Below are 13359 nucleotides of genomic sequence, written 5' to 3'. Positions count from 1 at the left end.
GCTCCGGTGTGGCTGGGTGAGGTAAGCGCCACCAGACTTACAGATTGCGCGCGCGCTCGCAACAAATATGCCAGTGACCTTTTCGAAAGATCCGAACACCTCCATCATCATCTGTACCAAAACTCCCCTGTTGCGCCAATTCCCCTTGATGCCTGCACGAGAGCACGTAATTCCGTGCGCGCAAGCAAGCTAAAGTTGCCGCACTCCAAAGGAAGCGAGCCCTCAGATGACCAGCCAGGATCTGGACGCGTTCGCCGCATGGGTCGAAGGCCTGATGCGCGAACGCGGATACGACATCGACAGCCCACGCGGCGGCGGCAAGTCGCGGATGGCGGACGAGGCAGGGGTCCACCGGGCCGCCGTCACCCGCCTGTTGCAGCGCCAGAGCATGCCGGACCTGGAGACCACGCGCAGGCTTGCCCGCGTGCTGGGAGTTCCGGTCCGGGAGATGCTCATCCGCTCCGGCCGCTTGACGGCGGAGGAACTGGCCGACCCGCACGACTGCTTGACCTCCCCGGCACCCGGCGCGGAGCTGGGCCGCCGACCCACACTGGAGGAGGTGGCCGACCTGCTGGGAGTGCCGGCGGACCGACGGGAGATGTTCGTGCGGGTGGTGGAGCAGTTCCTGCCCAACGACGTGCCGCCGGCCATGGAGCACGACGAGGACACCCGGCCACTGGCGGACACCACCACCGCCGACTGAGCTCCACCGCACCACCACCGCCGACCGCGCCATCGAGGGCACCCGTGGACCGACGGGTGCGCCTACGGGAGCGGCGCCGGCCCGGCGCGAACCGCCGTGAGCCCTGCGCCCGCACGCGCGAGGCCCCTCCCCCCGGCCCGAGGCCCCCCCCTCTCCCCCGCCTCGCTCAATCGTCGTCCACAACGGATCCCCGATTTAGTTGCGCGCGCGCACGCATCTATGTCACAGTTGGTGCAGCGGCGGAGCTGTGCCCGCAGGACGGCCACACACCGGCTCACCGCATCCCGCCGCCTCCGCACGCATCCAACCGCTGCCCCGAGGTGATCCGGCATGACCACACCCACCCCACCGGCATCGTTCCCCGACGTCGAGGCGATGATCGTCGACGTCCTGAAGGACGATTCGCGGCTCTCCGGCGCGACCGTCGCCGTACAGGCGCCGTCCGGCTTCAACGGCACGAGCGCCGCCGTCTTCGTGAACCGCCGCGGCGGCGCCTGGGTCGGCGAACTCCACGTCGACCATCCGGTCATCGAGCTGGAGGTGTACGGCCCGACGAAGCAGGCCGCACACGTCCTGGCCAACGACGCCCGTCAGGTTCTGCTGTCCATGGCCAACAAGCAGTACGGCACGAACCTCGTCACGGACGTGGAGGAACAGGACGGCCCGCGCTGGCTGCCCGACTACCTCTACTCGGCCGCCAACCGCTACGTCAGCCTGACGAAGCTGTCCGTGGACGTCTACTGACGGACGCGAAGCGCCTGCACCCCACAGACCGAAGGCCCCGCCACCCCGGCGGGGCCTTCGTCGTACCCGGACCACCACCGAGTACGGCACTCACCCACACCGATATCGAACAAGGAGAAACAACCATGGCAGGAACCAACTCCTCCGAGATCCGCATCGCCGGCGTAGGCCGTCTGTACGTCGCCACCAGCGGCACCGCCGTTCCGACGACCTTCTCCGACGACACCTCCACCGACTGGGCGAGCTGGAAGAACCTCGGCTTCACCTCCGGTGACGGCGTCACCTTCTCCAAGAAGGACAAGCTGGAGCCGGTCGACGTGTGGCAGGCCGTCAGCCCGGTGCACTTCGTGTACTCGGACCGCGACCTGACGCTGAAGTTCTCGCTGATGCAGTTCAACGAGGACACGCTGCCGTTCTTCATGGGCGGCGGCTCGGTCGCCGCGGCGACCGGATCGAGCGACGTCTACACGTACGACATCGCCGACCGCCCGTTCGCCGACGCGCGCGCCCTCGGCCTGGAGTTCACGGACGTCAAGGCGAGCAACGGCACCACCGTCACCTACCGCTTCGGCATCCCGCGCGGCCAGGTCACCGCGGCGGACGACATCAAGCTGGCGCGCAAGTCGGCGGTCCAGCTCGGCATCACCTTCACGGCGATGGCCTCCGCCGACGGCTCGGCACTGGCCGGCTTCGTGATGAAGGACCCGGCATACGCCGCGTCCTGACCCGCCGGGGTGGGGCCGGCGCACCCGTCTGCCCCACTCCGGACCCGTACCAGCCACCCCTGTCTCTGATCAAGGAGCACGCATGGCCCGTTTCGACGTCAACGCCGCCCGCGCCCAGCGCCTCGAAGCCCTCGGCCGTACCTGGTCGTTCGAACTCGACAGCGAAAGCTACACCCTGCCCACCGAGCTGACCCGCGCGACCGCGAAGGCCCTGCGCAAGCTCGACGACAACGACGTGGACGGGCTGCTGCGCCTGCTGCTCGGCGAGAAGCAGTTCGCCCGCTTCGAGCAGCACGAGGTCACCATGCAGGACATCGCCGCCATCCTGGAGGCCTACGGCAAGGAGACCGGGCTCGGCCTGGGGGAAGGCTGAGCCTCGTCGGGTTCGTCGACGAACACGCCGAGGCCCTCGAAGCGGACCTGCTCCGCTACTACGGCATCGACCTGCTCGACTGGCACCGCGAGACGCTGACCGCACGGCGGCTCGCACTGCTCGTCAAGCACCTGCCGCGCGACAGCGCGCTGAACAGGGAACTGCACGGCGAGGCCGCCGAGTGGTCGGTCTCCGACCATCTCCTCGCCGCCGCGGTGGACCATCTGGCCGCCGCGAACTGGATGTTCGCGTGCGTGAACTCGGAGGAGGGCGACCAGCCGGAGCCACCGGCACCGGTACCGAGGCCGTCGTACGACGACGAGGCACCCCCGGCCGAACAACCCCCAAAAACGGACCCGGCCCCCTCCGACTCGGCACCGTCGGCCGTACAGCTGGCCCGTTTCTTCGGCTGACCATGCTGTACGGCGCTCTACTCGTCCCGGCGCCGACTCGGGGCCCGGTCCTCCAGCTCGTCCGCGAGGGCCCGGGCCTTGTCCGAGAGCCAGCTGCCGGACGACGGCGCTTCGGTCTGCTCCTGGTGCCCCCGATCCCCCGCACCCGCCCGACGCCCCTTGTCCCGGCCTCCGCCGCCCGAACCGTCCCGGGTCAGCGGAGGCACACTGGGCCGCCCGTTCCGCCGTACGACCGAACGCCGTTCGGCGGCGGCCGGTGACACCCGCTTCTCCCGCACTTCACGCGCGGACAGCAGGGTGTCGTTCCCGGGCCCGGCCTCCGTACCGTCCATATCGCCATCGCCGACGCCGTCGTCCCACGGCGTCCCGTCCGCGACCGACCGCTCCCGATCCCCGCGCTGCTCCACCCGCGTCAATTCGGATGGAGGACGCAGAAGTTGGACGTAGGGCAGCGGAATGACCTCACCGCCCTGCTTCCCTTCCGGCCGTCGGTCCGGCCGAGGCGGCCGCCCGGTCCGAGCGTCCTCTGCCCCTGTAGATAGGCGGCGGTGATCCGCTGTTCGTACGCCCGCCGTACGACCGGAATCTGCTCCTCGACCACATCGGCCCAGCCTGCGCTGTACGCGGCCGTCTCACGCCGGTCGAGCTCACCACGCGGCAGGATCACCAGATCCCCGGGCTGGTAACCGAGGCTCAGGACCAGCTCGGAGAGACGAGCGATGAGATGTGGCAGATCAGCGGCTTGTTCGAGCCAGTCGATCCCGTGCCGTTGCCGCGCGTCGCCCGCGTCCCCGTCCACCCCATAGGCCTTGCTCTCGTACCTGCCCCATCGCGCCCCCAGCGCGAGGACGGCCGCCCGGTCGCCGTCCGCCGTCGCATGACAGGCCCTCAGGTCCGTTGTCAGGCCACACCGTTCACTGTCGATTCACCGACGGGAGAACGGCGGGATCCTACTCCACGAACCTGACACAACATCCACCGCACCCCCAGCATCTCCGCAGGTCCGGACCGGGCGGCAACAGAGAGTGGAACCAATCGCCTTCGGCAAACACGGAGCGACACCACGAGGCTACTCGTACACTAGTTCGAACAGACGCTTCGAACGCGTCAGGAGCACACCTGTACCACCAGCCCAGCGGACAGACCGGAAAGCAGGACGACGCCATGGCGACTGGCACGAGCAACTCCCCGCACCAGCCGATCGACACCTACTCCCGCCTCGCCCACCTCCTGCACTCCCCCGCGCCCGACCGCGAGGCACTGCTCGACCGGCTGTACGAGGAACTGCTCACCCGCGAGTCGCGCGCCTACGTGGCCGGCTGGACGGACGCCCTGACGGAAGCCCGCCGAAGCCGCCCATAGTCCCTGGCTCACACGGCGAACGTGCTCCACACCGACTTCTCGCCGCATCCCGCCCGATGCCACCCCCACCGCCGCGACACCGCCTCGACCAGCCGCAGCCCCCTCCCGCTCTCCACCAACGGGTCGCTGCTGACGGTGAGTTGAGGCACCCGCGCGGGCTCCCGATCGACCACCACCACCCGAAGCGACGGCAGCGCGAACCGCCGCCCGGCGCCCAACACCAGCTCCAGCCCGGCGAGCCCACCCCCGTGCCGTACGGCATTGGCACACAGCTCCCCGACGGCCAACTCGACGGAATCGGCCAACTCCCCCAGCCCCCACCGCTCTTGAACCCACACCCGCGTCCGGTACCGAGCCTCGGCGACGGGCCGGAGCGGATCGAGGGCGGAGACGTCCCAGCCGACGCGGGTGGGGGTGGTGTCGAAACAGCAGGGGTCCATCGTTCACCTCACGGGAGTCGAGGAGTGATCTAAAACACACGCTACTGGCATCTCTAAAACGCGTGCTACTGAACTCACTAGAACGAGTGCTGTTCTCTGATCGAGTGGACGGGTGCCCCGAAGGTGGGCAAACTGTGCGCGCGAACAGAGGAGTTGATGCATGGCACCCCGCCCCACCCCCACCGTCCGTCAGCGGCGTTTCGGAGCCGAGTTGCGCAGGCTGCGCGAGGCGATCGGCATGTCGGCACCGGTCGCGGGCGAGCGCCTCGGCGCGGACCGGACGATGATCTCCAACATCGAGGCAGGGCGCTTCGGCATCAGCGAGGAACGGCTGCGGCGGCTCGCGAGCATCTACGAGTGCGACGACGCCGAACTGATCGACGCCCTCGCCACGATGACGGGCGGGCGTCCAAAGGGCTGGTGGGACGAGTACCGGGGCAAGATCCCGCCGGACTTCCTGGACGTGGCGGAGCTGGAACACCACGCCACGGCCCTGCGCACCCTTCAGACCATCCACATCCCCGGTCCCTTCCAGACCGAGGAGCACGCCCGAGCCCTCTTCGACCTCTTCGTCCCCGCATTGCCGCGTCTGGAGGTCGAGTTGAGGATCGCGCAGCGCATGGCACGGCACACCGTCATCGGCAACGAGCCGACAGCGCCGTATGTCGGTCTGGTGCACGAGGCGGCGCTCCGCATGCAGACGGGTGGCCGCCAGGTAGCCAGAGCACAGCTGCAACGGCTGCTGGAGGAGAGCGAACGCCCCAACGTCCGTCTGCTCGTGATCCCTTTCACCGCTGGGGGCTTCCCCATGGCCGGCGACACGATGATGTACGTCTACGCTGCCAGCCCTCGTCTGGACACGGTCGAGGTTGACTCCCGGAGCGGCGCGGTCTTCTTCGACTCACCGACGCAACTGGCCAACTTCCGCCGACGGCTGGACTTGGTCGAACAGCTGGCGTTGAATCCGACGAAGTCGAGAGACCTCATCCGCGAGGTCACCCATGACCTGTGAGGTGCCCCTTGTCCCAGCCACGGTGGCGCAAGTCCTCGTACTCCGAGGATTCCGGCAACGCCTGCGTGGAGATAGCGGAGACCGGCCCCCTGATCGCAATCCGCGACTCCAAGCACCCGCTGCTGCCCTGGGCCACGGTGAGCCGGTCGGCCTGGACGAAGTTCACCGAAGCCCTGGAACACCCCTTGCCCCCACAGTGACCGGCGCCCAGGACATGGCACTGGACACCCTCCTCACCGGCGGCAGCGTGCTGCACGACGTGGCGCGAGCCGGGTGCGATCTGGCGCCTGCCCGTCCGTAGCGGGCGCCTACCGCAGTGACGGATGCGATGTCGTGCGTACGGTCCACGGTTCCTGGTCCACTCCCACTCCGCCCATCGTCATCCCCGCGAGGAGCCCCACGGCCCCCGAGAGCACACCCAGCAGCATGCCGGCCCAGTGCGGGACGACACCCAGCAGGCAGGGGACGGAGAGGAGCGCGCCGACCGCCGCGATGCCCAGATGTGAGGTGTGTGCCTTCGGGAAGTACCGGGACGGCCGGGGAAGCGGTGCGGCGGCGAGCGCGGTGTCCGTCTGGCACACCGGTGCGCCGGCGGCGCGCAGGTAGTACACGTAGTCGTCCTTCGGAGTCGTGCCCCAGACCACGTGGCCGGAGTCGGAGACGAAGGCCGCGGAAACCGTGCGCTCCTTGTTCGTGCCCGCGATGTCCCGCCACCGGGTGGGCCGGCACAGCCAGCCACTATGACCGACATCGTGACGTAGTGCCCCAGGCCGATGCATGCGAACCCGGTACCCCAGAACGCCTTCACGCCGCCCCACTCGTCGGACAGATCGATGTCCGCGAGCTTTCCCGTCCTGGCCCGACTCGGCTTCCTGCGGTCATACACCACCAGCACGACCGTGCGCACCGGCTCCCGCGGCTCCGGCCGACCTCGGTGAATCGGGGCGGCACCCTTCAGGAACTTGACGAGGCCCCCCGAATTCGCAAAGCAGGCCAGGACACCGAGAAACATAAGGATAAATCCGATTACGGCCAGGGCAGTACTCACCGCCCACCCCCTATTTTTATGGTTGAATGATCACACTACCAATGTCTGAGTCACGAGTCGATGAAACGAGGAGGCCGTTTCTCTGGCTCGCCCCTAGAAAGAAGAAGACGCCGACCGCGACCAGGACCACCCTTGTAAATTTCTCATCACTGGAAGACCAGCACGAGCGCCAAGCCTAGGAAGATCAGAGCGAATCCATCACCCCAGTGCAGCTTGACACCGTCCCCTTCGTCGGACAGGTCGATGTCGGCAAGCGTTCCGGTCTTGGCCCGCCTCGGTTTCCTACGGTCGTACACGACAGGAACGATCGTTCGTTCCCACCGGCCCCTGCGGCTCAGGCCCTACCTCAATGAACCGGGGCGATCTCTGCTGGGGCGAAATCCCCGGAACAAGGATTTTGTAATAGACGCGATGCCCGGCCCTGATCCACTCCTGAAGCTCAGAAACCGCTTCGCCTGAAACGCCATGGCGTTTCAGGCTCCGCCTTCAGAAAAATCAAGAGACCTTCTAGATTGAGGAAACAGGCCACGATACCGAGAAAAATCACGATGACTCCGGCCATGGCCGGCACCGCACTCGTCACAACCCCCTGATTCTCGTACGTGCACGCAATTTACCAACGTCGATTCGGCTTTCACACGCGCCGGGCTTTCGGGGGCGCAGGGAACAGGCACCACACGCCCCCGCGAGTCGGCCGATTCCAGCCTCACTCCCGTCATCACAGGTCAGCAAGCACCTGTTCACATTTCCCTGCCCCCAGACAGCAGACAGTCCGTCGCACGGTGGGTCGAGGATCAGATTCCACCCGCAAACGCGATTGTCGCCGCCACCAACAACGGCAGCGCCACGCAGGAGGGATAAGGGAAGGCTCCCGTCAAGGTGTGCCGCGAAACGAGAGAGGCCGGCGCGTAGCCGGCGGGGTCGTAGAGCGCATCGGACTCTTCACCGATCCCGAGGGGCGGATTCTTGTAGTTGGACTCCTTGAATTGATAGACGCGGCCGTCCTGAACATTCGTGTAATTCAACTTGATGGCGTATTGGCCACTCTTGTCCTTCTCGATGCCGACACACCTAGCTTTCACGGGAACACCCCGAACGCGCAATGCGCGATAGATGCGCACACCACGCAAATCCCACAGCAGCACGCCGACACAGGCGGCTGAGATCACTACATAAGCCCATACACTCAAGGCGCCCACCTCCGACGAGAAAGAACCGGCCAAGTCTCCCATCACTGTACGGACTTCACCGCCACGAGGTGAACCCACTGGAGGGTCATCAAAAATGAGCGAACCTAGCAATACGGACATATGCAACAAAATAGTGGAGGTCAAGGGTCAACTCGGCCGGGTTGACGCGAACGTCAACCGCATCAGGCAGGAGATGCTCAGCCGAGCCGACTTCGACGCGAAAATAGAGCAACTTTCCGGAAAGGAATCCTCTGCCGAGAAGAAGGACGACGAGGACTGGAAGACACGAATCACCAACTGGTCCGATGGACTCCTCGGCGGTGTCGGAAAGGTCGTAGAAAATCTACTCGCCGGCAAGTGGGAAGCACTGACCCTCGCCGTCCTGGCCCTCTTCGGTGTCCAGTTCGTCTCATGGACCAGCCTGCTCAAGAAAGCAATGGACAAGAGGGGTTACGAAGAAAAGTCGGATGGCTTCTTGAAGTACGGAAAGAAGCCGACCGCTCCTCAGCCGCAGGGTCCGATACGTTCGGCAGACATCCAGAACCTTAAGGATGCCCGACGGGTTGCCACGGCCTTGGCGCGGTCTCTGACCAATCTTTCGCAGGAAATGGAGCGAGTGGTGCAGGCCGCCGCATAGCGGTTGGCACTCGACCGAAAGGACGGATGAACCATGGGACTCGCTCGCTCGCTGAGTAGCACATCCACGGCCCTCAAGAATTTCAAGACCCAGGCTGATGCTGCCGGCAAAGCCGCGAAGAGCGTGGGGGAGAACGCCAAGTCTGGAGGGACCACCCTCAAGCAGCTGAAGAGCTCGGCCCAGGGCTCGACGAAGGAGCTGAAGGACCTCAAGGCCGCGTCGGACCAGGCCGAGAAGTCGCTCGGGAAGGCCGGCAGGACCGGTTCCAGTGCCGGGAAGAACCTCGGGAAGTACGAGTCCGGGGCGAGCAAGGCGGCCAAGGGCCAGGACAAGATGAACAAGTCGATGAAAGGCAATTTCTTCGGCCTGCTCATGCAGTTGCTCCAGCCGCTCATCGACATGGTGACCAACTCGAAGACCATGCAGAAGGTCCTCAAGCAGGCCTTCGAGGTCATCAAGACCGTGATCAGCAATGTCATGAAGGCCATCGGGCCGATCATGAAGAACGCCGGCAAGCTGATCAAGTCGGTCTGGAACGGTATCAAGACGGCGATCACGAACATCGTCAAGGCCGTCGCCACCGTCATCCGGACCTACGTCAACATGTGGAAGTCGATCATCAGCGGCGCCCTCAACGCGATCCGCTCGGTCGTCTCCAACGTGTGGAAGGGCATCAAGGCCGTCATCTCGCCGGTCGTCAGCTGGATCAAGTCCGCGATCCCCAGCGCCTTCCAGGCCGTCAAGAACAGGTTGTCCAGCATCTGGGGCGGGCTCAAGGGCATCGCGAGCCGCGCCTTCGACGGCATCAAGGGCGCGGTCCGGGGCCCCATCAACGCGGTCATCGGGATCATCAACTCCGCGATCGGCGCCCTCAACGGTATCCACGTCTCCATCCCGGGCTGGGTGCCGATGGTCGGCGGCAAGACCTTCGGGGTCAGTCTGCCGAGGATCCCCGCGCTGGCCACCGGCGGTGTCGTCATGCCCCGCTCGGGCGGTGTTCCGGCGCTGCTCGCCGAGGCCGGTGAGGCGGAGGCCGTGCTGCCGCTCAGCAAGCTCGACCGGCTGCTGAAGCGAGCCGCCGCGCGCGGGCGGGCGTATGCCGGGGCCTCCGGCTCCGACGCTGGCGCGCTGCACATCGAGCACTACTACGCGGCCGAGACCAGCAGCCCGCAGCGCACCGCCGACGCGTTGATGTTCCTGGCGAAGGCGCGCGGATGAGCAGCATGACGAGCGCTTTGGCCGTCGCGGTCAGAGCGCTCGACAAGTCCGAGAGTGCCGTCGTTCAGGCCACCAGGTCGCTGCGGACGGCCAAGTCAGGCCTGGGCTCCGCCTCTGATGCAGTCGCCCGGCTGCGTGCTGGTGCCGACCAGGCATCCGCCGTCCTGAGCAACGTGAAGGAAGAGGCGGGGAACGCCGCCCGCTCCGTCACCAAGGCCGGGCAGACCGCCACCGGTTCCGCGTCGGACATCAAGTCCGTCGGAAGCAGGGTCAAGAGCGCCGGAAAGTCCCTCGGGAAGCTCAAGGAAGGCCTCGGCGGTGTCTTCGCCGTCGTCGGCACGGTCATCGCCGCCTCCGGCGTCCTCGGCGGCCTCCTGGACTCCTTCGGCACCGCCATGACCGTCGGCTCCGGGGTGATGATCCTGATCAACGTCCTGACCCGCGCCAACCCCATCGGCTTCGTCACCGGCATCCTGCTCCCCGTCGCCGGCCGGCTGCTCGGCATCGCCGTCAACTCCGAGACCGGGCAGCGGCTGATGGACCAGCTCGCCAAGCTGATCCTCCAGTACGTCCAGCAGTACCTGGCCATCCTCACCCCGATCCTCAAGGCCATCGCGAGCGCGGTGAGCACGTACGTCACCGGCTACCTCACCCTGGTCAAAGGTGTCCTCAGCGCCCTCGGCACCCTCATCGGCACCGGCTTCGCCGCCCTGAAGGTCCTCACCACCGGCGACACCCGCGCGCTCAGCGGCAGGGTGTCGGCGATCTGGAGCGGGTTCAAGAACGCCGTGAAGCCCGTGCTGGACTGGATCACCAGGGACATCTCCAAGGGGTTCACCCGGATCAAGGACGCCACCTCCAACACCCTGCACGCCATGGGCCAGTTCGTCACCACCGGCGCGCAGACCGTGGCCGAGGTGATCAAGGGCCCGATCCAGGGGCTCATCGCCTTCGCGAACTGGGTGATCGACGGGCTCAACAAGCTCAGCTTCAACATCCTCGGCAAGAAGTTCGGGGTGCATCTGAGCAAAATCCCGATGCTCGCGGAGGGCGGTGTCGCCGTCCCCGGCGCCGCCCCTCGTACCGGCCGCGTCCTGCCGCTCACCGCCCTCGCCCGCAGGAACCGGAGCGTAAAGGCCCAACACCGCCACCACATCAAGGAGTTCCACGAGAGCCACGCCGCCGGCGCCCACGCCACCGCGACGGACCTGCTCTTCCTGGCCTCCGCCCACGCCTGCCCATGACGACAGTCACGTGAGGTGAAGCCCCGATGGCCGACCTGACCACAACCGCATACACCGACGACGTTCCCCCCGGCTCACTCATCACCCGCGACGGGCAGATGCAGTGGGCCGGACTGCTGCTGGGCCCCGGCACGCCGTACGAGATCGGCAGCGACGGGCTCACCGGCTGGGAGGACCTGCCCGAGTACGACACCACCGACGCCGACCGCCCCACCGCGCACGGCGCCTGGCCGGGCGCCCGCTACGCCAAGCCACGCAGGGTCGGCGGCACGGTGTGGACCGTACCGGCGGCCGACGACACCGCATCCTCCCTCGCCGCGATGCGCGCCCTGCGCCAGGCCCTGCTGCTCGGCGACGCGGAGCGCTGGCTCGCGGTGCGCCTGCACGGCGAGACCCTGGCCGTCAGGGCGCGGGTCAGCCAGCGGGTGCTGACCGCCGACCGGACGTACACCACGCAGGGCATCTCCAAGGCGTCCGTGCAGTGGTACGCCACCGACCCGCGCCGCTACGCCGTGGACGAGCAGGCGGCCGTCACCGGCGGCCCGCAGCCGGAGAGCGGCCTCACCTGGCCGCTGAACTGGCCGCTGTACTGGGGCGAGGCGGCGGCGACCGGTGACGTCAGCGCCGACAACCACGGCTCGGCGCCCGCCCATCCGGTCCTCACCTTCACCGGCCCCTGCACCAACCCGACGGTCACGGACCGCACCACCGGCCGCCGGCTGCGCTACGAGATCGGGCTCGCGGCGGTGGACGAGCTGGTCGTGGACACGGCGGCCGGCACGGTCATCCTCAACGGCACCGCGGCGCGCCGCCACACCGCCGCCGCCGACAGCAGCCCCGAGGAACTGTTCGCCTTCGGACCGGGCCGCGCCCAACTCGCCTTCCGGCCCGACAGCTTCGGCACCGGCGCCCAGTTCACCGTCCGCTGGCGCTCAGCGGAGTGGTGAGCACCCCGACCGCCCGCACCAAAGCCACAAGAACTCAGGAGACCAGCAGATGAACCTGCGCAGCTCATGGGTGGCCGAGACCGGCCAGACCCGCGAGGACACCCGGCTGACCCAGCTGGGCGCCACCACCCCGGCGAATCCCCTGGAAGTACGCTCCGGCATCCTGCCCGGGTCCTACGACGGCCTGAACCGCCTGTCCGGCTTCCGGCTCGAAGGAGCCCCGGGCGCCATGACGGCGGTCGTCCACGAGGGCCGGGCCGTCATCCAGGCGGGCGCCACCCAGGGCGCCTACCCGGTCACCCTGCCCGAGCCGACCGCCCTCACCTTCGCCGACGGCGACGCCGCGGACCCCCGGATCGACCTCGTCGTCCTGAAGATCTACGACGCGCTGTACGACAACTCCGGGGTCACCAAGGCCGCGTTGGAGATCGTTCAGGGTGCCCCGTCCGCCACCCCGGTGCCGCCCGCCGCCCCGGCTATCTGCCTGCCGATCTACCAGGTCAGGGTGGCCGCCGGGATCAGTTCCGGCAAGGGCGGTATCAACTGGAGCACGGACGCCACCGACCTGCGCACCCCGACCGTCGCGGTCGGCGGCATCCTGCCGGTGTACGGCGAGACGGGCAACGGCGCCTACCCGGGCCAGTACCGCGACTCCGGCGGCGCGCTGCAACGCTGGGACGGCTCGGCGTGGGTGCCGTACCCGAGCGCGCTGGGCGGGATAGCCCCGGCGGGCGCGGTCACCACCGCGAGCTACACCGGGCAGTACCGGGACTCGTCCGGCGGGCTGCTGCAGCGCTGGAACGGCTCGGCATGGGTGTCGTACCAGCCGGTGCCGGCCTGGACCGACTACACGCCGGTCTGGCGCGCCGAGACCGGCACCGCGCCCGCGATCGGCAACGGCACGCTGGCCGGGTCGTACGTGAAGACGGGCACCGTCGTGCACGTCCGGATCTATCTGCTGATCGGGTCGACGACCAACCTCTCCGCGCAGGGCGCCAACGCCAACTGGACGTTCTCGCTGCCGGTCGCACCGATCTCCGCCGCGTGGAAGCTGGACGGCCGGGTGCTGACCACGGTCGCCTACGACTCCTCGGCCCAGCTGTTCTACCAGGGCACCGGCCTGCTCTCGACGGCCAACGGCGGGATCGTCCGCTCGCTGCGCGACGGCATCGCCGCCACCACCGCCATCTGGGACAAGTCGGCCCCCATCACCTGGGCCACCGGTGACGTGCTGTCCGTCTACGGCACATACGAGTCCGCTTCCTGACCGCAGCGGCCCACTTGGTCCGCGCCTCGACCCGAT

Annotated in this window: 19 protein-coding genes; 13 read left to right on the top strand and 6 right to left on the bottom strand. The window is 67.6% G+C overall.

The window, feature by feature from the left end:
* Positions 1-226: 226 nt before the first annotated feature.
* The 5 genes from ABT245_RS21730 (at position 227) to ABT245_RS21710 (ending at position 2958) form a co-directional block, all read left to right on the top strand.
* Entirely contained in the window at positions 227-703 is a 477-nt protein-coding gene (locus tag ABT245_RS21730) for a helix-turn-helix domain-containing protein (protein WP_351735945.1), read from the top strand.
* A gap of 330 nt (positions 704-1033) precedes the next feature.
* A complete protein-coding gene (locus ABT245_RS21725) occupies positions 1034-1447 on the top strand; it encodes a phage tail termination protein (protein WP_351735944.1) in 414 nt (137 codons plus the stop codon).
* A gap of 125 nt (positions 1448-1572) precedes the next feature.
* Positions 1573-2172, top strand: a complete 600-nt coding sequence (locus ABT245_RS21720; RefSeq protein WP_351735943.1) for a phage tail tube protein — start codon at positions 1573-1575, stop codon at positions 2170-2172.
* Between the two features lie 82 nt (positions 2173-2254).
* Positions 2255-2545, top strand: a complete 291-nt coding sequence (locus ABT245_RS21715; protein ID WP_351735942.1) for a hypothetical protein — start codon at positions 2255-2257, stop codon at positions 2543-2545.
* A gap of 65 nt (positions 2546-2610) precedes the next feature.
* Positions 2611-2958 carry a hypothetical protein gene (locus ABT245_RS21710; protein ID WP_351736004.1) on the top strand — a complete coding sequence of 116 codons (348 nt, stop codon included), beginning with the start codon at positions 2611-2613 and terminating at the stop codon, positions 2956-2958.
* Between the two features lie 17 nt (positions 2959-2975).
* Here ABT245_RS21710 and ABT245_RS21705 read toward each other — a convergent pair whose 3' ends face one another.
* Together ABT245_RS21705 and ABT245_RS21700 are read right to left on the bottom strand one after the other, a co-directional pair.
* On the bottom strand, positions 2976-3290 hold the full coding sequence (locus ABT245_RS21705; RefSeq protein ID WP_351735941.1) for a hypothetical protein: 315 nt from the start codon (positions 3288-3290) through the stop codon (positions 2976-2978).
* Positions 3291-3370: 80 nt separating this feature from the next.
* The gene (locus ABT245_RS21700) at positions 3371-3757 is read right to left on the bottom strand and encodes a hypothetical protein (RefSeq protein WP_351735939.1); all 387 of its coding nucleotides are present in this window, start codon (positions 3755-3757) and stop codon (positions 3371-3373) included.
* A 365-nt stretch (positions 3758-4122) separates the two neighbouring features.
* On the opposite strand from ABT245_RS21700, the gene ABT245_RS21695 reads away from it, so the two are divergent.
* Positions 4123-4320 carry a hypothetical protein gene (locus ABT245_RS21695; RefSeq protein ID WP_351735937.1) on the top strand — a complete coding sequence of 66 codons (198 nt, stop codon included), beginning with the start codon at positions 4123-4125 and terminating at the stop codon, positions 4318-4320.
* A gap of 8 nt (positions 4321-4328) precedes the next feature.
* On the opposite strand, the gene ABT245_RS21690 is transcribed toward ABT245_RS21695, so the two are convergent.
* On the bottom strand, positions 4329-4760 hold the full coding sequence (locus ABT245_RS21690; RefSeq protein ID WP_351735935.1) for an ATP-binding protein: 432 nt from the start codon (positions 4758-4760) through the stop codon (positions 4329-4331).
* Between the two features lie 160 nt (positions 4761-4920).
* Here ABT245_RS21690 and ABT245_RS21685 point away from each other — a divergent pair, with 160 nt between their 5' ends.
* Both ABT245_RS21685 and ABT245_RS21680 read left to right on the top strand, forming a co-directional pair.
* Positions 4921-5772, top strand: coding sequence for a helix-turn-helix domain-containing protein (locus ABT245_RS21685; RefSeq protein ID WP_351735933.1), 852 nt, complete (start codon positions 4921-4923; stop codon positions 5770-5772).
* Positions 5773-5780: 8 nt separating this feature from the next.
* A complete protein-coding gene (locus ABT245_RS21680; RefSeq protein ID WP_351735931.1) occupies positions 5781-5972 on the top strand; it encodes a DUF397 domain-containing protein in 192 nt (63 codons plus the stop codon).
* A gap of 108 nt (positions 5973-6080) precedes the next feature.
* Here the strand turns inward: ABT245_RS21680 and ABT245_RS21675 are convergent, their stop codons facing one another.
* From ABT245_RS21675 to ABT245_RS21665, 3 genes are all read right to left on the bottom strand, one after another.
* Positions 6081-6551, bottom strand: coding sequence for a hypothetical protein (locus ABT245_RS21675; protein WP_351735929.1), 471 nt, complete (start codon positions 6549-6551; stop codon positions 6081-6083).
* Positions 6552-6966: 415 nt separating this feature from the next.
* Positions 6967-7116, bottom strand: a complete 150-nt coding sequence (locus ABT245_RS21670) for a hypothetical protein (protein WP_351735927.1) — start codon at positions 7114-7116, stop codon at positions 6967-6969.
* Between the two features lie 498 nt (positions 7117-7614).
* Complete coding sequence (locus ABT245_RS21665; protein WP_351735925.1) at positions 7615-8043, bottom strand: hypothetical protein; 429 nt, start codon at positions 8041-8043, stop codon at positions 7615-7617.
* A 61-nt stretch (positions 8044-8104) separates the two neighbouring features.
* Between ABT245_RS21665 and ABT245_RS21660 the strand changes: the two genes are divergently transcribed.
* The 5 genes from ABT245_RS21660 to ABT245_RS21640 are packed head-to-tail and all read left to right on the top strand — an operon-like array spanning position 8105 to position 13323.
* Complete coding sequence (locus ABT245_RS21660; protein WP_351735923.1) at positions 8105-8647, top strand: hypothetical protein; 543 nt, start codon at positions 8105-8107, stop codon at positions 8645-8647.
* Between the two features lie 33 nt (positions 8648-8680).
* On the top strand, positions 8681-9865 hold the full coding sequence (locus tag ABT245_RS21655; protein WP_351735921.1) for a phage tail protein: 1185 nt from the start codon (positions 8681-8683) through the stop codon (positions 9863-9865).
* Entirely contained in the window at positions 9862-11109 is a 1248-nt protein-coding gene (locus ABT245_RS21650; protein ID WP_351735919.1) for a phage tail family protein, read from the top strand. Before ABT245_RS21655 ends, ABT245_RS21650 begins: the two co-directional genes overlap by 4 nt.
* Before the next feature lie 26 nt (positions 11110-11135).
* The gene (locus ABT245_RS21645; RefSeq protein WP_351735917.1) at positions 11136-12056 is read left to right on the top strand and encodes a phage distal tail protein; all 921 of its coding nucleotides are present in this window, start codon (positions 11136-11138) and stop codon (positions 12054-12056) included.
* 49 nt (positions 12057-12105) lie between these two features.
* Positions 12106-13323, top strand: a complete 1218-nt coding sequence (locus ABT245_RS21640) for a hypothetical protein (RefSeq protein ID WP_351735915.1) — start codon at positions 12106-12108, stop codon at positions 13321-13323.
* Positions 13324-13359 lie beyond the last annotated feature (36 nt).

Source organism: Streptomyces sp. NPDC001508, from assembly GCF_040298665.1.
GTDB lineage: Bacteria > Actinomycetota > Actinomycetes > Streptomycetales > Streptomycetaceae > Streptomyces.
Note: the sequence above shows the minus strand (reverse complement) of the source record. Positions and strands in the feature narration are given on the sequence as shown.

What these genes read in the sequence shown, in the direction of transcription:
- ABT245_RS21730 (WP_351735945.1), top strand. Translation starts at nt 227, where the DNA reads ATGACCAGCCAGGATCTGGACGCGTTCGCCGCATGGGTCGAAGGCCTG.
- ABT245_RS21725 (WP_351735944.1), top strand. Translation starts at nt 1,034, where the DNA reads ATGACCACACCCACCCCACCGGCATCGTTCCCCGACGTCGAGGCGATG.
- ABT245_RS21720 (WP_351735943.1), top strand. Translation starts at nt 1,573, where the DNA reads ATGGCAGGAACCAACTCCTCCGAGATCCGCATCGCCGGCGTAGGCCGT.
- ABT245_RS21715 (WP_351735942.1), top strand. Translation starts at nt 2,255, where the DNA reads ATGGCCCGTTTCGACGTCAACGCCGCCCGCGCCCAGCGCCTCGAAGCC.
- ABT245_RS21705 (WP_351735941.1), bottom strand. Translation starts at nt 3,290, where the DNA reads ATGGACGGTACGGAGGCCGGGCCCGGGAACGACACCCTGCTGTCCGCG.
- ABT245_RS21695 (WP_351735937.1), top strand. Translation starts at nt 4,123, where the DNA reads ATGGCGACTGGCACGAGCAACTCCCCGCACCAGCCGATCGACACCTAC.
- ABT245_RS21690 (WP_351735935.1), bottom strand. Translation starts at nt 4,760, where the DNA reads ATGGACCCCTGCTGTTTCGACACCACCCCCACCCGCGTCGGCTGGGAC.
- ABT245_RS21685 (WP_351735933.1), top strand. Translation starts at nt 4,921, where the DNA reads ATGGCACCCCGCCCCACCCCCACCGTCCGTCAGCGGCGTTTCGGAGCC.
- ABT245_RS21675 (WP_351735929.1), bottom strand. Translation starts at nt 6,551, where the DNA reads ATGCATCGGCCTGGGGCACTACGTCACGATGTCGGTCATAGTGGCTGG.
- ABT245_RS21660 (WP_351735923.1), top strand. Translation starts at nt 8,105, where the DNA reads ATGAGCGAACCTAGCAATACGGACATATGCAACAAAATAGTGGAGGTC.
- ABT245_RS21655 (WP_351735921.1), top strand. Translation starts at nt 8,681, where the DNA reads ATGGGACTCGCTCGCTCGCTGAGTAGCACATCCACGGCCCTCAAGAAT.
- ABT245_RS21650 (WP_351735919.1), top strand. Translation starts at nt 9,862, where the DNA reads ATGAGCAGCATGACGAGCGCTTTGGCCGTCGCGGTCAGAGCGCTCGAC.
- ABT245_RS21645 (WP_351735917.1), top strand. Translation starts at nt 11,136, where the DNA reads ATGGCCGACCTGACCACAACCGCATACACCGACGACGTTCCCCCCGGC.
- ABT245_RS21640 (WP_351735915.1), top strand. Translation starts at nt 12,106, where the DNA reads ATGAACCTGCGCAGCTCATGGGTGGCCGAGACCGGCCAGACCCGCGAG.